The organism is Streptomyces sp. NPDC005533 (assembly GCF_042871845.1).
GTDB lineage: Bacteria > Actinomycetota > Actinomycetes > Streptomycetales > Streptomycetaceae > Streptomyces.
The window spans coordinates 21926-48790 of the sequence record NZ_JBIAJH010000023.1 but is presented as its reverse complement, the minus strand read 5'-3'; the positions used below and the strand labels follow the sequence as shown (position 1 = coordinate 48790).

Annotated in this window: 4 protein-coding genes; all 4 read left to right on the top strand. The window is 73.8% G+C overall.

Annotated elements, in window-relative coordinates:
- Positions 1 to 15 precede the first annotated feature (15 nt).
- From ACFYP3_RS23045 to ACFYP3_RS23030, 4 genes are read left to right on the top strand one after another with little or no spacing between them, the layout of a single operon-like run.
- Complete coding sequence (locus tag ACFYP3_RS23045) at positions 16 to 6702, top strand: amino acid adenylation domain-containing protein (RefSeq protein ID WP_388835518.1); 6687 nt, start codon at positions 16 to 18, stop codon at positions 6700 to 6702.
- A 10-nt stretch (positions 6703 to 6712) separates the two neighbouring features.
- Entirely contained in the window at positions 6713 to 24289 is a 17577-nt protein-coding gene (locus ACFYP3_RS23040) for an amino acid adenylation domain-containing protein (protein WP_388835515.1), read from the top strand.
- Positions 24290 to 24291: 2 nt separating this feature from the next.
- Positions 24292 to 25524: a cytochrome P450 gene (locus ACFYP3_RS23035; protein WP_388835512.1), complete on the top strand. Its 1233-nt coding sequence runs from the start codon at positions 24292 to 24294 to the stop codon at positions 25522 to 25524.
- A gap of 46 nt (positions 25525 to 25570) precedes the next feature.
- Positions 25571 to 26773, top strand: coding sequence for a cytochrome P450 (locus ACFYP3_RS23030; protein ID WP_388835509.1), 1203 nt, complete (start codon positions 25571 to 25573; stop codon positions 26771 to 26773).
- The last annotated feature ends 92 nt before the right edge of the window (positions 26774 to 26865 follow it).

The following is a 26865-nucleotide window of genomic DNA, read 5'->3' as shown; positions in this document are numbered from 1 at the left end:
GCGACGATTCCTGAGATGTTCGAGAAGCAGGTCGTCGCCGCTCCGGACGCCGTCGCGCTGGTCTTCGGCGAGACCTCGCTGACCTACCGCGAGGTCGACGCCCGCGCCAACCGCCTGGCGCGGGTCCTGGCCGGACGCGGAGTAGGACCGGAGTCGGTCGTGGGCGTGGCCGCGCAGCGGTCGCCGGAGCTGTGGGTGGCCGTCCTCGCGGTGCTCAAGGCGGGCGGCGCCTACCTGCCGATGGACGCCGCGTACCCCGCGGACCGCCTGCAGTACATGGTGGAGGACTCCGGCGCCCGCCTGGTCCTGGCCGACACCGCCACCGGCGGCCTGCTGCCCGGACTCCCCGCCCCCGTACTGCTGCTGGACGCCCCCGAGACCGCGGCGGCGGTCGCCGCCGAGGCGGCCGGCCCGCTCACCGACGCGGACCGGATCCGCCCGCAGCGGGTGGCGCAGACCGCGTACGTCATCTACACCTCCGGCTCCACCGGCCGCCCCAAGGGCGTCGCCGTCACCCACAACGGCCTCGCCCCGCTGCTGGCCACGCACGCCGAGCGGCTGAAGGTGAGCCCCGTGAGCAGGGTGCTGCAGTTCGCCTCGCCGAGCTTCGACGCCTCGGTGTGGGAGATGTGCATGGGCCTGCTGTCCGGCGCCACCTTCGTGCTGGCCGACAAGGAGGCGCTGGCCCCCGGCGACCCCCTGGCCGACACCATCGCCCGGCACGGCGTGACCCACGTGACGCTGCCGCCGCCGGTCCTCGCCGCGCTCCCCGCCGGGGCCATGGCCTGCGTCGAGACCCTCGTGGTCGCCGGAGACGCCACCACCCCCGAGCTGGTCGCCACCTGGTCGGCCGGCCGCCGCATGATCAACGCGTACGGGCCCACGGAGACGACCGTGTGCGCCACGATGAGCGCGCCGCTGGCCGGCGACGGCCGCGTACCGCCGATCGGACGCTCGATCACCGACACCGACGTGCACGTCCTGGACGACGCGCTCCGCCCGGTGGGCCCCGGAGTGATCGGCGAACTGTACGTGTCGGGCGCCTCGCTGGCCCGCGGCTACCTGGGCCGCCCCGACCTGTCCGCCCAGCGCTTCGTGGCCTGCCCCTTCGCCGGCCCCGGCGCCCGGATGTACCGCACCGGCGACCTCGTCGAGCGGACGCACGAGGGCGAACTCGTCTTCCACGGGCGCGTCGACACCCAGGTCAAGATCCGCGGCATCCGGATCGAACCGCTCGAGATCGAGGCGGTGCTCAGCGCCCACCCCGGCGTGGCGGACACCGCGGTCCTCCCGTACGAGCGGCGCGGCAGCCGCCAGCTGGTGGCCTACGTCGTCCCCGCCGCCTCCGTCCGCCCCGGCCAGGCGGGCCCGCAGGGGAGCGCCTACGGCAGCATCGCCCTCGACTCCGGCTTCGGCGTCGGCGAGCTGCGGGCCTTCGCCGCCGACCGACTGCCCGACCACATGGTCCCCGCGGCCTTCGTCCTGCTGGACCGGCTGCCCCTGACCCCGAACGGCAAGCTCGACAAGGCCCGCCTGCCGGAACCCGAGTTCAAGGGCGAGACCTACCGGGCCCCGCGCACCCCGCAGGAGGAGGTCCTCGCGGAGCTCTACGCGAAGGCCCTCGGCCTCGGCCAGGTCGGCATCGACGACGACTTCTTCACCCTCGGCGGCGACAGCATCCAGTCGCTCCAGGTCGTGTCCTGGGCGCGGGCGCACGGACTGGTGGTCACCGCCCGCCAGGCCGTGGAGCACCGCACCGTCGCCCGCCTCGCCGAGATCGCCGTCGCGAACGGCCGGGGCGCCACCACCGGCCCGGTCCTGACGGAACTCTCCGGCGGCGGCACCGGATGGATGCCGCTGCTGCCCGTCGCCCGCTGGATCCGCGACTGGGGCCCCGGCTTCGACCGGTTCCTGCAGGCCATGGTGCTGGAGCTGCCCGAGGGCATCGACCGCGCCGGGCTGGTCGCCACCCTGACGGCCGTGGTGGACCGCCACGACCTGCTGCGCTCGCGCCTCGTCGCCGACGCCGCCGGGGAGGGCGACGGCGAGGCCGACGGCCTGGTCGTCGCGCCCGCCGGCTCCGTCGACGTGGAGCCGCTGCTGCGCCGCGTCGAGTGCGACGGCCGCTGGGACGCCGAGTCCTGGCGGGACCTGCTGCTCGGCGAACTGGAGGAGGCCGCGCAGCGGCTGGACCCGGCGGCGGGCGCCGTCGCCCGGTTCGTCTGGTTCGACGCGCCCGCCGACCAGGAGGGGCAGGACGGCGAGGCCGACGGGGGCAAGGGGCGTGGTGGCGCCGGACGGCTCCTGCTCGTCCTCCACCACCTGATCGTGGACGGCGTGTCCTGGCGCATCCTGATGCCCGACCTCGCCGCCGCGTGGGAGCAGGTCCGCGAGGGCCGCACCCCCGAACTGCCGCCCGTGGCGACCTCGATGCGCCGCTGGGCGCACGCGCTGGCCGACGAGGCCCTGCGCCCCGAGCGGGTCGCGGAGCTGGACCTCTGGCGCTCGATCGTCGAGGGGCCCGACCCGGTGCTCGGCGCCCGCCGACTGGACCCGGCCGTCGACGTACGGTCCTCCGTGCGCGTCACCCACGTCCGGCTCCCCGTCGCCGTGACCGAGGCCGTGCTGACGGACCTGCCCGCGGCCTTCCACGGCGGGGTCAACGACGGACTGCTGGCCGCGCTGGCCCTGGCGCTCGCGCAGTGGCGGCGTACCCGCTCCGTCGACGAGACCTCCGCCCTGATCCGCCTCGAAGGACACGGCCGCGAGGAGGCCGCGGCCCCCGGCGCGAACCTCGCCCGCACGCTGGGGTGGTTCACCACCGCCTTCCCGGTGCGCCTCGACCTCGCCGGGGTGGACCTCGACGAGGCCTTCGCGGGCGGACCGGCCGCCGGCCTGGCCGTCAAGAAGGTCAAGGAGCAGCTCCTCTCCCTGCCCGACAAGGGCATCGGCTACGGCCTGCTGCGCCACCTGAACCCGCAGACTGCCGCCCAGCTGGCCGAACACCCCATCGGGCAGGTCGGCTTCAACTACCTGGGCCGCTTCGCCGCCGGCTCCGAACGGCCCGCAGACGCACGCGGGGCGGGCTTCACCCAGGCCCCCGAGGCCGCGGCCCTCACCGAACTGGCCGAGCTCGACGCCGCGCAGGACCCGCTGATGCCGGCCTCCGCCGAGCTCGACATCAACGCCACGGTCAGCGACCAGCCGGCCGGGCCGGTCCTGAACGCCGCCTTCAGCGCCCCCGAGGGCGTGCTCACGCCGGCGGAGGTACGGGAGCTCGCCGACCTGTGGTGCGCCGCGCTGGAAGGACTCGCCCGGTACGCGGCCCGGCCCGACGCGGGCGGTCTGACCCCCTCCGACCTGCCGCTGGTGACCGCGAGCCAGTACGACATCGACGGCTGGGAGCGGCGCTTCCCGGGCCTTACCGACGTCTGGCCCACCACCCCGCTCCAGTCGGGCCTGCTGTTCCACTCGATCTTCGAGGACTCCTCCTTCGACGCCTACCAGGTGCAGTACGCCCTGCACCTGTCCGGGCGGGTCGACGCCTCGCGGCTGCGCGCCGCCGGGCAGTCGCTGCTGGAGCGGCACGCCGGCCTGCGGACCGCCTTCGTGCACAACGCGTACGGGGACCTGGTCCAGCTCGTCCTGGACTCCGTCACCCTGCCCTGGCAGGAGCTCGACCTGTCCGGGCTCGGCGAGGCGGAGCGCACGGAGGCCTTCGAGCGGTTCCTCGCCGAGGACCTGACCACGCACTTCGACCAGATCGCGCCGCCGATGCTGCGCCTGACGCTGATCCGGACCGGCGAGGAGACGTACGAGCTCGTCCTCACCGCCCACCACGTGCTGTTCGACGGCTGGTCGGTGCCCCTGCTGATGCAGGACCTGCTCACCTTCTACGGCTCGGCCGGGCAGGCCACCGGGCTGGAACCCGCCCGCGACTACCGGGACTTCCTGGCCTGGCTCTCCCGCCAGGACCCCGAGGAGTCCGCCCGGGTCTGGCGCGAGGAGCTCAGCGGGCTGGGGGAGCCGACGTTCCTCGCCCCGGTGGTGTCCGCCCCGGCCGCCGCGCCGACCCCGGCCGGCCGGACCGCCGAGTCGGCCGCCTCGGCCGCCTCGGCCGCCTCCGCCGCCTCCGCCGAGGACATCGCCATGCGGCAGGCCGAGGTGCCGCTGCCCGTCGAGGCCTCCCGCGAGCTGTTCCGGCGCGCCTCCGATCTCGGCGTCACCCTGAACACGGTGGTCCAGGGCGCCTGGGCGATCCTGCTGGCCCAGCTCACCGGCCGCCAGGACGTGGTGTTCGCCTCCACCGTCGCCGGTCGCCCGCCCGCCCTGCCCGGCGCCGACACCACCGTCGGCATGTTCCTCAACACCCTGCCGGTCCGGGTGCGGTGCGCCCCCGGGGACACCCTCGCCGAGCTGCTGACCGCGCTGCAGGGCCGGCAGGCCGCGCTCATGGACCACCACCACTTCGGCCTGAGCGAGATCCAGCAGGCCGCCGGAATGGACGCCCTCTTCGACACGATCATCGGCTTCGAGTCCTTCCCCATGGACCGGGCCGGCATCGTCGAGGCCAGCCGCGCGGCCGGGATCTCGATCACCGGCATCCGCTCCTTCACCGCCAGCCACTACCCGGTGACGGTGCTCGCCTTCATCGAGCCCGACCGGCTGCGCCTGGCGGTGCAGTACCAGCGCACCGTGCTCGACCCCGCCGTGGCCGAGTCCATCGCCGCCCGGTTCGCCGCGATCCTGCGGCAGCTGGCCGAGGATACCGGCCGCCGGGTGGGCACCGTGGACGTGCTGGACCCCGCCGAGCGGGACCGGCTGCTGAACGGGATCGGCACGGGCCGGCGCTGCGCCGACGCCGCCGCCGACATCGACGGGGAGACCGTCACGGAACTGTTCGAGCGGCGGGCCGCCGCGACCCCCGACGCGGTCGCCGTGCTCTCGGAGGCGCAGTCCCTGACCTACCGGGAGCTCGACGAACGGGCGAACGGGCTGGCCAACGGGCTGATCGCCCGCGGCGCCGGCCCGGAGACCCCGGTGGCCCTGGCCCTGCCCAGGTCCGCCGACCTGGTGGTCGCGCTGCTCGGCGTACTCAAGTCGGGCGCCGCCGTCCTGCCGCTCGACCCGCGCCACCCCGGCGACCGCCTCGCACGCGTCCTGGCCGACGCGCGGCCGCTGCTGGTGCTCACCGACCCGGACACGGCGGCCGCCGCCGACACCGCGGTCCCCACCGCGCATCCGGGCGAACTGGAGTGCGGGAACGGCGCATCCGTCGCGTCGGCCCCCGTCCCGCGGCCCGACGGGCTGGCGCACCTCTCGTACGCCTGCGGCAGTTCGGGCGGTCCGACGGGGGTGGAGACCACCCACCGCAACCTGGCCGACCGGGTGCCGGGGCTGCTCGCGGGCCTCGGCTCCGCGGCCGGCCGGCGGCTGCTGCTCGCGGCCTCCGGCGACACCGAACCGCCCGTGGTGGAGATCCTCGCCGCGCTCTGCGGCGGCGCGGGCGTCGAGGTGCTGCCCGATCCGCGGGCCCTCGCCGGACCCGGCCGCCGCGCAGCAGACCGTCTCCCCGAACCCTCCGGCGCCGCCGCGCGCGGGGTGCTCGCCACGACCCCCTCGGCCTTCGCCGACCTGCTCGACGAGGTCACCGAGGACGTCCACGCGGACACGATCGTGTTCTCGGGGGAGCCGCTGCCGGCCGCACTGGCCCGGCGGGCGGCCGAATCCGCTCCGGGGGCCCGGCTGGTCCACCTCCACGGGCACCCCGAGACCGGACCCGCCACGGCCTACTCGCCACCGGACGGCGAGGAGCCACCGGGCACCGCCGCCGTGCCCGCCGGGACACCGCTCGCCGGAGTGCGTGCGTACGTCCTCGGCGCCGGGCTCACCCCGGTGCCGCACGGCGCGGTCGGGGAGCTGTACCTCGCGGGCGGCGCGCCGGCCCGCGGCTACCGGGGGCACGCCGGGCTGACCGCGCAGCGGTTCGTCGCGGACCCCCACGGCCCGGCCGGATCGCGGATGTTCCGCACCGGCGACCTGGTCCGCTGGAACGACGCGGACCGGCTGGAGTTCCTGGGGCGCGGCGACACGGAGGCGGCGGTCCGCGGCACGCGGATCGCGCCCGCCGAGGTCGAGGCCGTCCTGACCGGGCACCCCGGGGTGGCGCAGGCGGCCGTGGTCGTCCGCGAGGGCCACGGGCCGGGCGGGACCGCGCAGCTGGTGGGCCACCTCGTACCCGCCGAGTCGTACGGGGCCGAGCCCGGGCCGTACGCCGACCAGGTGCGGGCCCACGCCGCGCGGCAGCTGCCCGCGGCCCTGGTCCCCGCGGTCCTCGTGACCCTGGAGCGGCTGCCGCTGACGCCCGACGGCCGCCTCGACCGGGCCGCGCTGCCCGAGCCCGAGCCGGCCGGCCGCCCCTACCGGGCGCCGCGCACTCCCGAGGAGGCGGCTCTCTGCGAGCTGCTGGCGGAGGTGCTCGGCGTGGAACGGGTCGGCATGAACGACGACTTCTTCGAACTGGGGGGCAACTCCCTGCTGGCGACGCGGCTCACCAGCCGTATCCGGAAGGTGCTCGGGGTGAGCGTGCCTTTGCGGTCGATCTTCGAGTCTCACGCAATTTCAGAGCTTTCGCGCACGGTCAAGAACGCAGGCACGTCGAGCCGGCCTCGACTGCGCAAGATGGACAGGAGTGGACAGTAAAATGATCCCGTTGTCGTTCGCACAGCGTCGGTTGTGGTTCATCGACCGATTCGAGGGACCGTCGGCGACGTATAACGTCCCCTTCCTCGTGCGGTTGACCGGCGAGCTGGACCGGACCGCCCTGCAGTCCGCGGTGCGCGATGTCGTGGCACGGCACGAGAGCCTCCGTACGCTCATCGTGATGGACGAGCAGGGCGTGCCCTCGCAGCAGGTGCTGCCGGTGGCCGAGGCACTGCTCGACGTACCGCTCGTCGAGGTGGCGCCCGACGGGGTGGACGACGCCGTCTTCCAGGCGGCGCAGTACACCTTCGACCTGTCGGCGGAGATACCGGTCCGCGCCACCCTGCTGCGCTCCGGCGAGCGGGAGCACGTCCTGCTCCTGCTGGTCCACCACATCGCCAGCGACGGCGAGTCGATGGAGCCGCTCTCCCGCGACCTGGCCACCGCGTACACCGCCCGGCTAGCCGGCGAGGCCCCGCAGTGGGCCGACCTGCCGGTGCAGTACGTCGACTACACGCTGTGGCAGCGCGAGCTGCTCGGCGACGAGAACGACCCCGACAGCGTGGTCTCCACGCAGGTCGCCTACTGGCAGGGCGAGCTGCAGGGCGTTCCGACCCCGCTGCGCCTGTCCTCGGACCGCCCGCGCCCGCCGGTGGCCAGCCACCGCGGTGACACGGTCGGCTTCCCGATCGACGCCGACCTGCTCGCGGCCGTCGAGGCCCTGGGCCGCGAGCGGGACATGACCGTCCCCATGGTCCTCCAGGCCGCCCTCGCCGTGGTGCTCCAGCACCTAGGCGCCGGCCAGGACATCGCCATCGGCTCCACCGTCGCGGGCCGCACCGACGACGAGCTCGCCGACCTCGTCGGCTTCTTCGTGAACACCTGGGTGCTGCGCACCGACCTCTCCGGCGCGCCCACCTTCGACCGGGTGCTGGAGCAGGTCCGGCAGAAGGCGCTGACGGCGTACGACAACCAGGACGCCCCCTTCGAGCACCTGGTGGAGGTCCTGAACCCGGAGCGGTCCACCGCCTACCACCCGCTGTTCCAGGTGATGTTCACCTGGGAGAACGACGCCTGGATCGAGCTGGACCTGCCGGGTCTGGAACGGGCCCGCTTCGAGGTGCTCGCCACGCCGACGGCCAAGTTCGACCTGGAGTTCAACTACTTCTCGGACCCGGCCGGTCCGGGCATGCTCTGCTACCTCGAATACGCCACCGACCTGTTCGACCGTTCCACGGCGCAGTCCGTCGTCGACCGCTACCTGCGGGTCATCCGCGAGGTCGTCGCCCGCCCGGACCGGCCGGTGGCCCTGGCGCCCGTCCTCGACGACGCCGAACTGGACACCGTCGTCGCAGCGTTCAACGACACGGCGGTGGAGCTGCCCGAGCTGACGGTCGCCGAGCTGTTCGAGCGGCAGGCCGCGGCCACCCCGGACGCGGTCGCGCTGGAGGCCGGGGACGAGGTCCTCACCTACCGCGAACTCGACGCGCGGGCCTCGCGCGTGGCACAGGAGCTGGCCGTGCGCGGCGTGGGCGCCGAGACCCTCGTGGGCGTGGCGCTGCCCCGTACGGCCGACCTGGTCGCCGGGCTGCTCGGCGTGCTCAAGGCGGGCGGCGCGTACCTGCCGATCGACCCGAGGTACCCGAGCCGACGGCTCGACTTCATCCTGGAGGACGCGGCCCCCGGGCTGATCCTCACCGACGAGCAGACCGTCGGCGTACTGCCGAAGACGCCGGTCCCGCACCTGTTCCTGGGTGACATCGACTTCGGTGCCGCGCGGGACGCGGAGCCCGGCGCCGCCACCGCGGGTCGCCCCGGCCAGGTCGCGTACGTCATGTACACCTCCGGCTCCACGGGCACGCCCAAGGGCGTGGCGATCACCCACGCCAACGTGGTGAACGACGTGCTGGGGCTGGCCTCGGCGATCGGCGTCGGCGCGGGGACGCGCGTGCTCGCCGGCACCTCGGTCAACTTCGACGTGTCCGTCTTCGAGCTCTTCGCCACCCTCTGCTCCGGCGGCACCGTCGAACTGGTGCGTGACGCCCTGGTGATCGGCGAGCGCGGTGGCTGGAGCGGCGGCGTGATCAGCACCGTCCCGTCCGTCTTCGCGGAACTCCTGGGACAGGTCGACGGGAACATCGCCGTCGACACCGTGGTCTTCGCCGGTGAGGCCCTGCCCACGTCACTCGTCCGGCGCGTCCGCGAGGCGATCCCCGGGGTCCGCGTCGTCAACGCCTACGGCCAGAGCGAGTCCTTCTACGCCACCACCTTCGCGCTGCCCGCCGACGAGCAGTGGGAGGGCTCCGGCAGCGCCCCCATCGGCGCCCCGCTCGGCAACGTCCGCACCTACGTGCTCGGCCCGGGCCTGCGGCCCGTCCCCGTCGGCGTGGTGGGCGAGCTGTACGTCGCCGGTGAGATCGGCCGCGGCTACCACGGCCGCAGCGGGCTGACCGCCGACCGTTTCGTCGCCGACCCGTTCGGGCCGGCCGGCTCGCGCATGTACCGCACCGGTGACCTGGCGCGCTGGAACGCCGCCGGCCAGCTGGAGTACGCGGGTCGTGACGACGCGCAGATGAAGGTGCGCGGCTTCCGCATCGAGCCCGGCGAGATCGAGGCCGTCCTGACCGCCCACCCGGGCGTGGCCCAGGCCGTGGTCACCATCCGCGAGGGCCGGGGCAGCAAGCAGCTCGTCTGCCACGTGGTTCCGCTGGAGGCCGACCAGAGCGGCTTCGGCACCGTCGCCAGCCTCGGCGACCTCGACGTCGACCTGACCACCAGCGTGTCCGTGCGCGAGCTCCGGCGCTTCGCCGCGGGCCGGCTGCCCGAGTTCATGGTCCCGTCCGTCTTCGTCATGGTCGGCCGGCTCCCGCTGACCGCCAACGGCAAGCTCGACCTGGCCGCGCTGCCCGAGCCCGACTTCAGCGGCGGCGAGTACCGCGCCCCCCGCAACACCGCGGAAGAGGTCCTCGCCACGGTCTACGCCGAGGTCCTCGGCCTCGACCGGGTCGGCATCGACGACGACTTCTTCGCCATCGGCGGCGACAGCATCCGCTCCATCCAGGTCGTCTCCCGCGCCCGCAGCGGCGGTGTGGAGGTCAGCCCGCGCCAGATCTTCGACCACCGCACCGTCGCCGAACTGGCCGCGGTCGCGGTCGTCGGGGTCGCGGCGGGCACCGGCCCCGTACTGGCGGAGCTGGAGGGCGGCGGCGTCGGCCGGCTGCCGCTGCTGCCGATCGGCGAGTACCTGCTGGAACTCGGCGAGGGCATCGACAGATTCGCCATGTCCATGGCCGTCGAGCTGCCCGAGGGCATCGACCGGGCCGCACTGGCCGCCACCCTCGGCGCGGTGCTGGACCGCCACGACGTCCTGCGCTCCCGTCTGGTCACGGGCGGCGCCGGCGCCGACGGCGCGGACCGCGCCGGCCTGGAGATCGGCGCGCCCGGCTCGGTCGACGCGGACGCGCTGATCCACCGCGTCGAATGGGACGGCAGCCGGGACGAGCAGTGGTTCGAGTCGGCCGCCGCCGAACTGGACGCCGCCACCGGGCGGCTGGACGCCGCGGCCGGTGTCATGGCGCAGTTCGTCTGGTTCGCCCCGCAGGAGGGCGCCGGCCGGCTGCTGCTGGTCCTCCACCACTTCGCCGTCGACGGCGTGTCCTGGCGCATCCTGCTGCCGGACCTTGCCACCGCGTGGGAGCAGGTCCGAGACGGCCGCACCCCCGAGCTGCCCGAGGTGGGCACCTCGGTGCGCCGCTGGGCCCACGCCCTCTCCGAGGCGGCGTCGTCGCCCGAGCGCGTCGCCGAACTGGCCCTGTGGCGCTCGGTCGTGGCCGGCCCCGACCCGCTCCTGGGCGCACGGGCCCTCGACCCCGCCGTGGACGTGATGTCCACCGTGGAGCATACCTGGCTCAAGCTCCCCGTGCCGGTCACCGAGACCCTGCTGACCACCCTGCCGGCCCGCTTTCACGGCGGCGTCAACGACGGCCTGCTCGCCGCGCTGACGCTCGCCGTCGCCCGCTGGCGCCGAGCCCGCGGCATCGACGAGTCCTCCGCCCTGATCCGGGTCGAGGGGCACGGCCGCGAGGAGGACGTCGTCCCCGGCGCCGACCTGTCGCGCACGGTGGGCTGGTTCACCACCATGTACCCCGTCCGCCTCGACCTCGCCGGGATCGACCTCGACGAGGCCTTCGCGGGCGGCGCCGCCGCCGGCTCCGCCGTCAAGGCGGTCAAGGAGCAGCTCCTGTCCCTCCCGGACAAGGGCGTGGGCTACGGCCTGCTGCGCCACCTGAACCCGCAGACCGCCGAGGTGCTGCGCCGGTACCCCACCGGCCAGATCGGCTTCAACTACCTGGGCCGCTTCTCGTCCTCCGCGGACGCGCCCGAGCACCTGCGCGGCCTGGGCTGGACCCTCGCCGAGGGCACCACCGAGCTGATCGCGCAGCCCGACGGTCGGATGCCCGCCCTCTCGACGCTCGACGTCGGCGCGCTCGTCACCGACACCGAGCAGGGCCCGCAGCTCACCGCGCGGCTCGCCTTCCCCGCGGGCCTGCTCTCGGCCGAGGACGTCGAGGAGCTCGCCGAGCTGTGGAGCACCGCCCTCCAGGCCCTGGCCCGGCACGCCGCCGAGCCCACCGCGGGCGGACTCACCCCCTCGGACGTGCCGCTGGTCCGGGCGACCCAGGGCGAGATCGAGGCCTGGGAGGAGCGCTACCCCGGCCTGGCGGACGTCTGGCCGCTGACCACGATGCAGGACGGTCTGCTCTTCCACGCCCAGCTGGCCGGCTCCACCTTCGACGCGTACCAGATGCAGCTGGTCTTCCATCTCGCCGGCGAGGTCGAGCCGGCCCGGATGCGGGCCGCCGGCCAGGCGCTCCTCGACCGGTACGCCAACCTCCGCGCCGCGTTCGTCTTCGACGCGGCGGGGGACCGGGTGCAGGTCGTACGCGACCGCGTGGAGCTGCCCTGGCAGTACCTCGACCTCAGCGGGTTCGGCGAGGAGGGCCGCGAGGAGGCGCTGAAGCGCTTCCTCGCCGAGGACCACGACTCCCACTTCGACCTGACGCGCGCCCCGCTCGTGCGGATGTCCCTGGTCATGCTGGCCCCCGACCGCTGGGAGCTGGTCTTCACCGCCCACCACGTCCTCTTCGACGGCTGGTCGATCCCGGTCCTCATGCAGGACCTGCTGCGGCTCTACGGATCCGAGGGCGACGCCTCCGCGCTGCCGCGGGTGCCCGGCTACCGCGACTTCCTCGTGTGGCAGGCGGGCCAGGACCGCGAGGCCTCGGCCCGCGCCTGGGCCGCGGAGCTCGCCGGGGTCGAGTCCCCGACCCTGATCGCCCCCGAGTCCGGCGCCGCGTCCGACCCGGCCGGCATCGGCCAGATCGACATCCCGCTGTCCGCGGACGCCGCCCGCGACCTGGGCCGGCGCGCGGCCGAACTGGGCCTCACCCTCAACACCCTCGTCCAGGGCACCTGGGCGCTCGTCCTCGCCGGACTCACCGGCCGCCAGGACGTGGTGTTCGGCGCCACCGTCTCCGGCCGCCCGCCCGTCGTCCCCGGCGTGGACGCGATGGTCGGCCTGTTCATCAACACCCTGCCCGTCCGGGTGGAGTGCGGACCCGGCGCCACCCTCGGCGAGCTGCTGCGCGACCTGCAGAACCGGCAGAGCGCCCTGCTCGACCACCACCACCACGGGCTGCTGGACATCCACCGCGCGATCGGGCTGAACGTACTCTTCGACACCCTCGTGGGCTTCGAGTCGTACCCGATCGACGGCGTCGCCATCAACGAGGCGAACTCCGCCGCCGGCATCTCGATCACCGGCATCAGCCCGCTCAGCGGCGCCCACTACCCGCTGGTCGTGATGGCCTTCGCCGACCCGCACCTGCGGGTGGCGCTCCAGTACCAGCACCACCTCTTCGACCCGGAGACCGTCGAGGGCATCGCCGCCCGGTTCGCGCGGATCCTCCAGCAGCTGGTGTCGGACCCGGACACCCGGGTCGGCTCCGTGCACGTCCTGGAGCCCGCCGAACGCGAACGGCTCCTCGGCGCGTTCAACGACACGGCCGTACCCGCCCCGGCGAAGACCGTCCCGGCGCTGTTCGAGGAGCGGGCCGCCGCGACCCCGGACGGGATCGCCGTCGCCTTCGGCGGCGAGAGCCTGACCTACCGCGAACTGGACGCCCGCGCCAACCGGCTGGCCCACGTGCTCGCCGCGCGCGGCGTCGGCCAGGAGTCCGTCGTGGGCGTGGCCCTGCCGCGCTCCACGGAACTGGTCGTGGCCCTGCTCGCCGTCCTCAAGGCCGGCGGCGCCTACCTGCCGGTGGACCCGGAGTACCCGGCCGAGCGCATCGGGTTCATGCTCGGCGACGCCGCGCCGGCCCTGCTCCTGACCGACTCCGACATCGTCGCCGGGCTGCCGGGCGGCACCTGCCCGTACGTGGTCCTGGACGACGCGGACACGGCCCTGACCGTCGCCGCGGCCCCCGCCGACGCCCTGCCGGCCGCCGCCCACGGGCGCGTCGACCAGCTCGCGTACGTGATGTACACCTCCGGCTCGACCGGCGTCCCCAAGGGCGTCGGCGTCACCCACCGGGCCGTGTCCGGCCTGGCGCTGGACCGCCGGTACCGCGGGGGCGCCCACGAGCGGGTCCTCGTGCACTCCGCGCAGTCCTTCGACGCCTCCACCTACGAGCTGTGGGTCCCCCTGCTGGGCGGCGGCACCGCCGTGGTGGCCCCCGTCGGCAAGCTGGACGCCGGCGCGCTGGCCGCCGTCATCGCCGAGCAGCGGGTCACCGCCCTGTGGCTGACCGCCGGCCTGTTCAAGGTGATCGCCGACGAGAACCCGGAGTGCTTCACCGGGGTCCGCGAGGTGTGGACCGGCGGCGACGTCGTCTCCCCGGCCTCGGTGACCCGCGCCCTGCGGGCCTGCCCCGGCCTCGAGGTCGTCGACGGCTACGGCCCGACCGAGACCACCACCTTCGCCACCAGCCACCCCATGCCCGACCCCGAGCGGGTCGGCGAGCCGATCCCGATCGGCCGTCCCATGGACAACATGCGGGTCTACGTCCTCGACGCCGGCCTGCGCCCCACGCTCCCCGGCGTGGCCGGCGAGCTCTACATCGCGGGCGCCGGCCTGGCCCGCGGCTACGCCCACCGGTCCGCGCTGACCTCCGAGCGCTTCGTGGCCTCGCCCTTCGGCGAGCCCGGCGAGCGGATGTACCGCACCGGTGACGTGGTGGCCTGGACCCCGGACGGCGAACTCGTCTTCCGCGGCCGCGTGGACACCCAGGTCAAGATCCGCGGCTTCCGCATCGAGCCCGCCGAGGTCGAGGCCGCCCTGGCCGCCCACCCCGGTGTCGCCCAGGCCGTCGTCACGTGGAACGAGGACCAGGCCGGCGAACGCCGTCTGGTCGGCTACGTGGTCCCGCGCGTGGACGGCGCCGACACCTCCGGCGCCGCCGAGCAGGTCGACGAGTGGGAGGAGATCTACGACGACCTCTACGCCGTCTCCGACGCGGCCTGGGGCGAGGACTTTACGGGCTGGAACTCCAGCTACACCGGCGGACAGCCCATCGCGCTCGACGAGATGGCCGTGTGGCGCGACGCGGCGGTGGAGCAGATCACCAACTGGTCGCCGCGCCGCGTCATGGAGATCGGCGTCGGCACCGGCCTGCTGATGTCGCAGACCCTCGGGCAGGTCGAGGAGTACTGGGGCACCGACATGTCGGCCGCGGTCATCGAGCGGCTGCTCGTGCAGGTGGAACAGGCCGGCTTCGGCGACCGCGTGCACCTGCGGCACCAGAACGGCGACGACACCTCCGGTCTGCCGCGCGAGCACTTCGACCTCGTGGTCATCAACTCGGTCGTCCAGTACTTCCCCGACGCCGAGTACATGGACCAGGTCCTCGCGGGCGCCATGGAACTGCTGGCCCCCGGCGGCCGGATCCTCGTCGGCGACGTCCGCAACGCCGCCACCCTGCGGCTCTTCCGCTCCGGCGTACAGCGCGCGCTGCACCCCGAGGCCTCCGCCTCGGTGAGCCGCGCCGCGGTCGCCCGCGCGATCCTCATGGAGAAGGAACTCGTCCTCGACCCCGAGTGGTTCACCCGGTGGGCCGAGCGGCACGGCGCGGGCGGCGTGGACATCCGGCTGAAGGCCGGCCGTCCGCACAACGAGCTGACCCGCCACCGCTACGAGGTCCTGCTCCACAAGGCCCCGGTGGCCGCGCTCCCGCTGGGCGAGGTCCCGGCCCGGCAGTGGGGCCGCCAGATCGACGACCTCTTCGGCCTGGAGGACTTCGTCCGCGCGGGCGGCGAGCAGCCCGTACGCGTCACCCGCATCCCCAACGCGCGGCTCGCCGACGAGGTCGAGTCCGCCGCGGCCGTGGGCGTGATCTCCGCGCCGGCCGCCTCCGGCCCGGTGCTCGACCCGCAGGACCTGCGCGAATGGGCCGCCGAACGCGGCTGGGGCGTGCTGCTCACCTGGTCGGCCGCCGCGGCCGAGTGCTTCGACGCGGTCTTCTTCCCCGCCGGTCCCGTCACGGACCAGGTCCTGACCGGCGGGTTCACGCCCTCGGGCCGGGCCGACCGGACGCTGGCCAACGAGCCGGCCGCCGCGGGCCGGATCGGCACCCTGGTGGGCGCCCTGCGCGGCTACCTGAAGGACCGGCTGCCCGAGCACCTGGTGCCGTCCACCGTCGTCGCCATCGCCGAGGTGCCGCTGACCCCCAACGGAAAGCTGGACCAGCGGGCCCTGCCGGCCCCGGACTTCGCGGCGGCGGCCACCGGCCGGGCCCCGCGCACCCCGCAGGAAGAGGTCCTGTGCGGCCTGTTCGCGGCGGTGCTCGGCCTGGACCGGGTCGGCATCGACGACGACTTCTTCGCCCTGGGCGGCCACTCCCTGCTCGCCACCCGCCTGGTCAGCCGGATCCGCCAGGTCCTCGACGTCGAACTGCCCATCCGGGTCGTGTTCGAGGCGCCCACGGTCGTGGAGCTCGTCGAGCACCTCGCCGCCGGAGCGCCCGTGCGGCCGCCGCTGCGGCGCACCGCCGAGCGCCCGGACTCCGTACCGCTGTCCTTCGCCCAGCGCCGGCTGTGGTTCATCGACCGGTTCGAAGGCCCCTCGGCCACCTACAACGCCCCCTTCCCGCTCCGCCTGACCGGTGAGCTGGACCTGCCGGCACTGGAGGCCGCGCTGCGCGACGTCGTGGCCCGCCACGAGAGCCTGCGCACGCTGATCGTCGAGGACGCCGACGGCGTCCCGGCCCAGCACGTCCTGCCGGCCGACGCGGCGGAGCTGCACGTCCCGCTGGTGGAGGTGGCGCCGGGCGCTCTGGCCGACGCCATGGCCGAGGCCTCCTCGCACCTCTTCGACCTGGCCACCGAGATCCCGGTACGGGCGCCCGTGCTCCGGCTCGGCGCGCAGGAGCACGTCCTGGTCCTGCTGATCCACCACATCGCGAGCGACGGCTCCTCCATGGCACCGCTGGCCCGCGACCTCGCCACCGCGTACGCGGCCCGCAAGGCGGGCGGCGCCCCGCAGTGGGCGGAGCTCCCCGTCCAGTACGTGGACTACACGCTGTGGCAGCGCGAGGTGCTCGGCGACGAGGAGGACCCGGCCAGCGCGCTCGCCGCACAGGTGGGCTACTGGCGCGGCGAGCTGGCGGGTGTGCCGCAGCCGCTGCAGCTCGCCGCCGACCGTCCGCGCCCGGCCAAGGCCTCCCACCGCGGCGACGCCGTGGAGTTCGCCCTGGCCCCCGAGGTGGCAGCGGCCGTCGAGGACCTGGCGCGCCGGCACGGCGCGACCTCCTCGATGGTGCTCCAGTCCGCCCTGGCCGTGCTGCTGCACGGGCTCGGCGGCGGCGACGACCTGACGATCGGCTCCCCGATCGCCAACCGCACCGACGAGGCCCTCGCCGAACTGGTCGGCTTCTTCGTCAACACCTGGGTGCTGCGCGTCGACCTGTCGGGCAACCCCGCCTTCACGGAGCTCCTGGAGCGGGTCCGGGGCAAGTCCCTGGCCGCGTACGACAACCAGGACGTCCCCTTCGAGCGGCTCGTGGAGGTGCTGAACCCGGAGCGCTCCACCGCCTACTCCCCGCTGTTCCAGGTGATGTTCGCCTGGCAGAACTTCGCCCGGAAGGACTTCGCCCTGCCGGGTCTGCAGGTGGAGTTCGAGCGGGTCCGCACCGAGACCGCCAAGTTCGACCTCTTCTTCAACATGGCGGACCTGCCCGGCATGGGCGTGGTGGGTCTCCTGGAGTACGCCACCGACCTCTTCGACCGGGAGACGGCCCAGGCCGTCGCCGACCGCTTCGTACGGGTGGTGGGCCTGCTGGCCGCCGCCCCCGAGCAGCGGGTGTCCGCGGTCGAGCTGGTCCGGCCGGCCGAACGCGAGCTGGTGCTGGAGGGCTTCAACGCCACGCAGGAGCCGACCCCCGAGCTGACCGTGCCCGGGCTGTTCGAGCTCCAGGTGGCCGAGCGGCCCGACGCGGTCGCTCTGGTCTGCGGCGAGGAGTCGCTGACCTACCGCGAACTGGACGAACGGGCGAACCGGCTGGCCCGCGAGCTGGCCGGGCACGGCGTGGGACCCGAGACGGTCGTGGGCGTCGCCCTGCCGCGCACGGTGGACCTGGTCGCCGCCCTGCTGGGCGTGCTGAAGGCGGGCGGCGCGTACCTGCCGATCGACCCGAAGTACCCGAGCCGGCGCCTGGAGCACATCCTGTCCGACGCACGGCCGAGGCTGCTGCTCACGGACGCGGCCACCGCCGGCGTCCTGCCGGAGTCCGGGATCACCCGCCTGTACCTCGGCGACCTGGCCCTCGGCGGCTCCGCGGCCGGCACCGGCGCCACCGCGCCGTCGGCGGCCCTGCTGCCCGACCACGCGGCGTACGTGATGTACACCTCCGGCTCGACGGGCGTGCCCAAGGGCGTGACCGTCACCCACGCCAACGTCGTCAACGGCGTGCTGCGGCTCGCCTCCACGATCGGCGTGGACTCCGGCACCCGCACGCTCGCCGGCGCCTCCGTCAACTTCGACGTCTCCGTCTTCGAGGTCTTCACGACGCTGGCGGCCGGCGGCACGGTCGAGCTGGCCCGCGACGTCCTGGTCATCGGCGAGCGGGGCGGCTGGACCGGCGGCGTCATCAGCACGGTCCCCTCGGTCTTCGCCGAGCTCCTCGACCAGGTCACCGGCAAGATCACCGCGGACGCGGTGGTGTTCGCCGGGGAGGCGCTGCCCGCGTCCCTGGTCAGCCGGGTCCGCGAGGCCGTCCCCGGGGTCCGGGTGGTCAACGCCTACGGCCAGACCGAGAGCTTCTACGCCACCACCTTCGGGCTCCCGGCCGACGAGGACTGGGACGGCGCGCACACCGCCCCGATCGGCGCGCCCCTGGGCAACATGCGCACCTACGTCCTGGGAGCCGGCCTGAAGCCGGTGCCCGTGGGCGCCGTGGGCGAGCTCTACGTGGCGGGCAACCTGTCCCGCGGCTACCACGGCCGCGCCGCCCTGACCGCCGAGCGCTTCGTCGCCGACCCGTACGGTGCCCCCGGATCGCGGATGTACCGCACGGGCGACCTGGCCCGTTGGCGGGCCGACGGGCAGCTGGAGTACGTCGGACGCGGCGACGCCCAGCTCAAGATCCGCGGGTTCCGCATCGAGCCCGGTGAGATCGAGGCGGCGCTGACGGCCCACCCCGGCGTGGAACACGCCGTGGTCACCGGCCAGAGCACCCCCGACGGGGGCAAGCGCCTGGTCGGCTACGTCGTCAGCTCCCCGGACTCCGGCGGCCAGGTGGACGCCCAGGGCCGGTTCGAGGCCGACATGACCTCCGGCATCACCATGCGGGAGCTGCGCCGCTTCATCACCGGCCGGCTGCCCGAGTTCATGGTCCCGGCGGTGCTCGTGCCGCTGGACCGGCTGCCGCTGGCCCCCAACGGCAAGCTGGACCGGGCGGCCCTGCCCGAGCCGGACTTCGCCGGCGAGAGCTACCGCGCCCCGCGCAGCCGCACCGAGGAGGTGCTGGCGGGCGTCTACTCCGAGGTGCTCGGCCTGGAACGGGTCGGCATCGACGACGACTTCTTCGCCATCGGCGGAGACAGCATCCGGTCCATCCAGATCGTCTCCCGCGCCAAGGCGCAGGGCGTCGTGGTCAACCCGCGGCAGATCTTCGAGCTGCGAACGGTCGCCGAGCTGGCCGCGGCCGCCGGCAGCCAGAGCCTCGGCCCGGTCCTGGCCGAGCTGGAGGGCGGCGGCACCGGCGTCATGCCGCTGCCCCCGATCGCCAAGTACATGCTCGAACTGGGCAGCAGCTTCAACCGGTTCTCGATGTCCGCGGTGCTCGAACTGCCGCAGGACATCGACGAGGACGGGCTCACCGCGGTCCTGACCGCCGTGCTCGACCACCACGACGTCCTGCGCTCCCGTCTCGTCCAGGGCGGCGACGGCAGCCTGGAGATCGCCGCCCCCGGCACGGTCGACGCGGCCGCGCTGGTCCGGCGGGTGGACTGCCCGGGCACGTGGGACGACGCGTCCCTGGAGACGGCCCGGGCCGAACTGGACGCCGCCACCGGCCGGCTCGACCCGGCCGCCGGCACCATGGCCCAGTTCGTCTGGTTCGCCCCGGAGCAGGGCGCCGGCCGGCTGCTGGTGGTCCTGCACCACCTCGTCGTCGACGGAGTGTCCTGGCGCATCCTGCTCCCGGACCTCGCCACGGCCTGGGAGCAGATCGGCGCGGGCGCCGCCCCGAGCCTGCCCGCGGTCGGCACCTCCGCCCGCCGCTGGGCGCACGCGCTGCTCGACGAGGCGTCCGACCCGGACCGCATCGCCGAACTGGCGCAGTGGTCGGAGCTGCTGGACTGCAACGACCCGGTCCTCGGCGCCCGGCCCCTGAACCCGGCGGTGGACGTCATGTCCACCGTGGAGACGGTCTCCCTGGAGCTCCCGGAGCAGGTCACCGAGGCGCTCCTGACCACGGTGCCCACCGCCTTCCACGGCGGGGTCAACGACGGCCTGCTGGCCGCCCTCGCCCTCGCCGTGACGCAGTGGCGCGCCGACCGGGGCGTCGAGGAGTCCTCGACGCTGATCCGGCTCGAAGGACACGGCCGTGAGGAGCAGGTCGTGCCCGGCGCCGACCTGTCCCGCACGATGGGCTGGTTCACCAGCATGTTCCCCGTACGGCTCGACCTCGGCGGGCACGACGTGCAGGAGGCACTCGCCGGCGGCGCCGCCGCGGGCGGCGTGCTCAAGGCCGTGAAGGAACAGCTCCTGGCCATTCCCGACAAGGGCGTCGGCTTCGGCCTCCTGCGCTACCTCAACCCGTCCACCGCCGCCGAACTCGACTGGCGGGCCACCCCCCAGATCTCCTTCAACTACCTGGGACGCGTCGCCGCAGGCGACGGCGCCGACGGGCAGCAGGGCACCGGCTGGAGCCTGGCGGCCGACGCGCTCGGCCTCGCCGCGGACCTGGACGCGGACATGCCCGCGCTCTCCACGGTCGAGATCAGCGCCTACGTCACCGACACCGAGCGGGGCCCCCGCTTCAACGCCCGGGTCTCCTACCCGGCCGGTGTGCTCACGCGGGACGAGGCCCAGGCGCTCGCCGACCTGTGGGTGCGCGCCCTGGAGGGCTTCGCCCACCACGTCGCCACCCCCGGCGCCGGCGGCCTGACCCCCTCGGACGTGCCGCTGGTCCGCATGACCCAGGGCGAGATCGAGAACTGGGAGGCGCAGTACCCGGGTCTGGCCGACGTCTGGCCGCTGACCCCGCTCCAGTTCGGTCTGCTCTTCGAGACCATGCGCCTGGAGGAGGACGCCTTCGACCCGCACATCGTGCAGGTGGCCTTCCACGTCCAGGGCCGGGTCGACCCGGCCCGGATGCGCGGGGCCGCGCAGGCGCTCCTCGACCGGTACGCCAACCTGCGCACCGCCTTCGTCACCGACGCGAGCGGCGACCTCACCCAGCTCGTCCTCGACGAGGTCGAACTGCCCTGGCGCGTCGCCGATCTGCGCGACCTCGACGAGGCGGCCCGCGAGGAGGGGCTGGAGCGGATCCTCGCCGAGGACCACTACGCGCAGTTCGACCCGGCCAAGCCCCCGATGCTGCGGGCCTCGCTGGTCCGGCTCGCGGAGGAGACCTCCGAGCTGGTGCTGACCGTGCACCACGCGCTCTTCGACGGATGGTCGTTCCCCCTGCTGGTCCGGGACCTCGCCCACCTGTACGCGTCCGAGGGCGACGCCTCCGGGCAGCCGCGCGTGCCCGAGTACCGGGAGTTCCTGCGCTGGCTGTCCCGGCGGGACGACAAGGCGGCCGCCGCGGCCTGGGCCAAGGAGATGGAGGGCGTCGGCGAGGCCACCCTGCTCGCCGCCGAGACCCCGCCGGACGCCGGCGACGACGCCCGCGTCGGGCAGGTCGACGTCCCGCTGCCGCTGGACGAGGCCCGCGCGCTCAAGAAGCGCGCCGCCGAACTGGGCGTGTCGATGGGCACCCTGGTCCAGGGCGTGTGGGCCCTCATGCTCGGCCAGCTCACCGGGAAGCGGGACGTGATCTTCGGAACCACGGTCTCCGGCCGCCCGGCCGAGGTGCCCGGCGTCGACCAGATGGTGGGCCTGTTCGTCAACTCCCTGCCCATCCGCGCCGAGTACGCGCCCAGCGACACCCTCGGCCAGGTGCTGAAGAACCTCCAGGAGCGGCAGACCGCGCTGCTGGACCACCACCACTTCGGGCTGCACCGCATCCAGCGGGAGGCGGGCCTGAAGGAACTCTTCAACACGATCGTGCTGTTCCAGTCCTTCCCCGTCGACAAGGAGGCCCTGGGCGCGGCCAACACCGCGGCGGGCGTCTCGTTCACCGGTATCCGCCCGTCCGCGGGCGCCGCGTACCTGGTGGGTCTGGCGGCCGACGCCGAGCCCTACCTGCGCATGATCCTGCAGTACCAGCGGCAGGCCATCAGCGCGGAGACGGTGGAGCGGATCGCCGAGCGGGTGCTGCACATCCTGCGGCAGCTGATCGCCGACCCGGAGATCCCGGTGGGCGCGCTGGACGTGCTGCACGAGACCGAGCGCGAGCGGCTCCTCCTCGCCTTCAACGAGACGGCGACGCGGACCCCGGCCCTCACCCTGCCGGCGCTGTTCGAGCGGAAGGCCGCCGAGGCCCCCCACGAGGTCGCGGTGCTCTTCGAGGACGAGAAGGTGACCTACGGGGAACTGGACGCGCGGGCCAACCGGCTGGCGCGGGCCCTCGTCGAGCGCGGCGTCGGCCCGGAGACGGTCGTGGGCGTGGCCCTGCGGCGCTCCCCGCAGTGGCCGGTGGCGGTCCTCGCCGTGACGAAGGCGGGCGGCGCCTACCTCCCGCTGGACCCGGCCTACCCGGCCGACCGGCTCACGTACATGGTCGAGGACTCGGCGATCGGGCTGATCCTGACCGACGCGGTCACGGCGGACCGGCTGCCCGACCTGCCCTCGCAGCTGCTCGTCCTGGACGCCCCGGAGTTCGCCGAGGCTCTGGCCGGGACCGACGGCGCCGTGCTGAGCGACGCGCAGCGGCTGAGCCCGCTCGTGGTGGCCAACACCGCCTACGTCATCTACACCTCGGGCTCCACGGGCCGGCCGAAGGGCGTGGCCGTCACGCACACCGGCTTCGCCAACATGGTCGCGGAGGTCACGGAGCTGCTCGGCATCACCGCCGGCAGCCGGGTCCTGCAGTTCGCCTCGCCGAGCTTCGACATCTCCGTCGCCGAGATGTGCATGTCGCTGTTCGCCGGGGGCGCCCTGGTCATGGCGGACCCGGACCGGCTCACGCCGGGGGCCCCGCTCGCCGAGACCGCCGACGCGTACGGGGTGACCCACGCGATCCTGACGCCCACGGTGCTGGCCGCCATGCCGGCGGGCTCGCTGTCCACCGTCACCGCGCTGATGGTGGCCGGTGAGGCCACCTCCCCGGAGCTGGTGGCCACCTGGTCGGCCGGACGCCGGATGTTCAACGGCTACGGTCCGACGGAGACGACCATCGGCGCGACGGTGAGCGAGCTCACCGCCGAGGCCGCCGTGTCGATCGGCCGCCCCATCCGCAACACCCGGGTATACGTGCTGGACGCCGCGCTGCGCCCGGTCCTGCCGGGCGTACCCGGTGAGCTCTACATCGCCGGCGCGGGTCTGACCCGCGGCTACGTCGGCCGGCCCGAGCTGACCGCCCAGCGGTACGTGGCCTGCCCGTTCGGCGAGCCCGGCGAGCGGATGTACCGCACCGGCGACCTGGTCGAGTGGACCCGGGACGGCGAGCTGGTGTTCCGCGGACGCACGGACAACCAGATCAAGATCCGCGGCTTCCGCATCGAGCTCGGCGAGATCGAGTCCGCGCTGACGGCCCACCCGACGGTGGACCACGGCGTGGTCGCCGCGCGGGACAACCTGGCCGGCGACAAGCAGCTCGTCGCCTACGTCGTCCCCGCACCGGGCGAGAGCGTGGTGGCCGAGGCGCTGCGCAAGCACCTCACCAGCCGGATGCCGGAGTACATGGTCCCGTCGGCCTTCGTCACGCTGGAACGGCTGCCGCTCACCCCGAACGGCAAGCTGGACCGGGAGGCCCTGCCCGACCCGGAGTTCACCGGCGGAGCGGACTACCGTGCGCCGCGCAACCCGCTGGAGACCACCCTGGCGAAGCTGTTCGCCGAGGCGCTCGAACTGGAGAAGGTCGGCATCGACGACGACTTCTTCGACCTCGGCGGTCACTCGCTGCGCCTGACCCGGCTGATCAGCCGGATCCGCGCGGTCCTCGGGGCCAAGGTCCCGATCCGCGTGATGTTCGGCGCCACCACCGTGGCGAAGCTGGCCGAGTACCTGGAGTCCCAGGTCAAGACCGCCCAGGCGCCCGTCTTCGCCGACCCGTTCGCGGTCGTCCTGCCGATGCGCACCGAGGGCACGAAGCCGCCCCTGTGGTTCATCCACCCCGGTGTCGGCCTGTGCTGGTCCTACGTGGGCCTCGCGCAGCTCCTCGGCGACCGGCCGGTGTACGGCATCCAGGGCCGCGGCTTCGACGGCACCGGCCGGGCCGAGTCCACCCAGGCGATGCTCGACGACTACCTGGAGCAGATCCTCACGGTCCAGCCGGAGGGCCCGTACCACTTCGTCGGACACTCCACGGGCGGCACCTACGCCCACGCCCTCGCCGCGGCACTGAAGCAGCGGGGACACGAGGTGGCGCTGCTGGCCCTCATGGACAGCCCGCCGAGCGGCTGGTTCCGGCACATCGAGGACCCGGTGAACATGCCGGAGGTCCGCGAGTTCTTCAAGGAGTTCTTCATCGGCTCCGGAGTGGACGAGGACCGCGAGGCACTGGTGGAGAACGGCAGCCACCTCTTCAAGTCGCACGCCGAGATGCTGCTGGAGTGGGACTCGCCCGTCTACGACGGCGACGCGGTGTTCTTCAACGCCACGCAGAACCCGGACGAGTCGTACGCGGCGATCTGGGCCCCGCACATCGGCGGCACCATCCACGAACACGACATCGACGCCACGCACATGGGCATGCCGAAGGCCCAGCCCGCGGCGGAGATCGCCCGCATCATCAACCTCCACCTTGAGGGGAACTGACCATGACCGGGACATCCGCCGGCGCGGACGCGAAGGAAGCGGCGGCCTTCGTCGACCGCATGGGCATCAATCCGGAGTTCTTCTGGCTGCGCGGGCACAAGCCCGAGCACCCGGTCGAGGTCAACGACTACGGCATCGTCAACGTGTACGGCTACAAGGAGGTGCTGGAGGTCGTCGGCAATCCGGGGACGTACTCCAGCGACGTCGCCGAACTGATCGCGGGCGACGTGGAGATCGACCCCGAGTTCAGCGACGGCACCCTGCTGCAGTCCGACCCGCCGGACCACACCAAGCTGCGCAAGATCATCAGCAAGGCGTTCACCCGCGGGATGGTCGCGGCCCTGGAGCCGCGCATGGTCGAGATCACCCACGAACTGCTCGACCAGGTGTCCGACCAGGACAGCATCGAGATGGTCGACGACCTGGCCTACCCGATGCCGATCATCGTCATCTCCGAACTGCTCGGCGTGCCGCAGAGCGACCGCGACCTGTTCAAGACGTGGGTCGACCGCATGGCGCACAGCGCGGTCGCCCTCACCTCCGGCGACCGCGACCTCGACGAGGACGTCGACGCCCAGGCCGCCATGCGCGTGGTCCCCGAGATGTTCCAGTACCTGCGGGAGCACGCCGCCGAGCGCCGGCTCAAGCCGCGCGAGGACCTGCTGACCAAGCTGGTCGAGGCGGAGGTCGACGGGGAGCGGCTGAGCGACAACGCGGTGGTGAACTTCGCCAACGAGCTGCTCGTCGTCGGCCACGCCACCACCAGCGCGCTGCTCGGCAACACCCTCCTGTGCCTGGACGCCCACCCGGAGCACCTGGCCGCGGTCCGCGGGAACCCGGACCTCACCCCCGGTCTGATCGAGGAGTCGCTGCGCTACCTGAGCCCGATCGCCACCGCCTACAAGGCGTGCGTCGCCGAGGGCGAGCTCGCCGGCGTCCCGGTGCACCCGGGCCAGCTGGTCGCCATCTCGCTGTCGGCGGCCAACCGGGACGAGCGCCAGTTCACCCGCCCGCACCTGTTCGACCCGTACCGCGACCCCAATCCGCACATCGGCTTCGGCCGGGGCATCCACTTCTGCCTCGGCGCCCCGCTGGCCCGGATGGAGGGCCGGATCGCGACGGACATCCTGCTGGACCGCTTCCCGAAGATGCGGACGGACCCGGACAACCCGCCGACCTTCCTGCCGCTGCCCCACGTCATCTCGACCTCGGAGCTCCCGCTCCTCGTCCGATGAGGCGCCACTCTGCGGCCCGTGACCGGGCCACCGAAGGAGACCCCCGATGACCGGTACGACCAGTCCCCTCGCCCGGTGGGAGATGCATCCACGGCACTTCTGGCTGCGCGGGATCCAGCCCGAGGCACCGATCGAGTACGACCCCGAGGTCGGCATGTGGCACGTCTACGGGTACCCGGAGACGCTGGAGATCCTCAGCGACCCCGCCACGTACTCCTCGGAGGTGGCCGCGCGCTACGTCAGCCCGGAACAGGCGGCCGTCGCCTTCGACGGGAACCTCACCCAGGCGGACCCGCCGGAGCACCAGAAGCTGCGCAAGCTGGTGGGGCGCACCTTCACCCTGAAGATGGTGGCCGAGCTCGAATCGCGCATCACCGCGCTCACCCACGAGCTGCTCGACGAGGTGAAGGGCGACACCTTCGACCTCGCGGAGGCACTGGCGTACCCGCTGCCCGTGATCGTCATCTGCGACATGCTCGGCATCCCCCGCGAGGACCGCGAGCTCCTCAAGGAATGGGCCGACCAGTCGCTCATGGCGAGCACCCAGCTCACCACGCACCAGGGCGACCAGGCGCAGGAGGAGTCCCTCGACACCCAGGCCGAAGCGGCCATGGCGATGGGCTTCTACATCCTCGACCTCGTCACCCAGCGGCGCGCCGAACCGCAGGAGGACCTGCTGTCCCGGCTCGTCGAGGCGGAGGTCGACGGGGAACGGCTGACCGACCGGCAGATCGTCAACTTCGCCAATCTGCTGATCTCGGCCGGCCACATCACCACGACGATGCTGCTGGGCAACACCATCCTGTGCCTGGACGCCTTCCCGGACGTCGACGAACGGGTACGGGCGGACCGGTCGCTGGTGCCGACCCTGCTGGAGGAGTCGCTGCGCTACCTGAGCCCGCTCGCCGCGGGCTACCGGGTCACCACCCGCGACGTGGAGATCGCCGGGGTGAAGGTGCCCGAGGGCGACGTGCTGGAGGTGTGGTTCTCGGCCGCCAACCGGGACGCCCGGGTGTTCGAGAACCCGGACGTCTTCGACCCGGCCCGCACCCCCAACCCGCAGATCGGCTTCGGCCGCGGCATCCACTTCTGCCTCGGCGCCCCGCTCGCCCGGCTGGAGGGGCGGATCGCCATGAACATCCTGTTCGACCGCTTCCCCAAGCTGCGGGTGGACCCGGACGACAAGCCGACCTTCCTCACCTCCCCGGAGTTCACCGGGGTCTGGAAGCTGCCGATCCGGGTGAACTAGCGGGCCGGGGGGGGGGGGCCCCCCCCCCCCCGGCGGGCCCCCCCCCCCCCCCCCCCCCCCCCCCCCCCCCCCCCCCCCCCCCCCCCCCCACC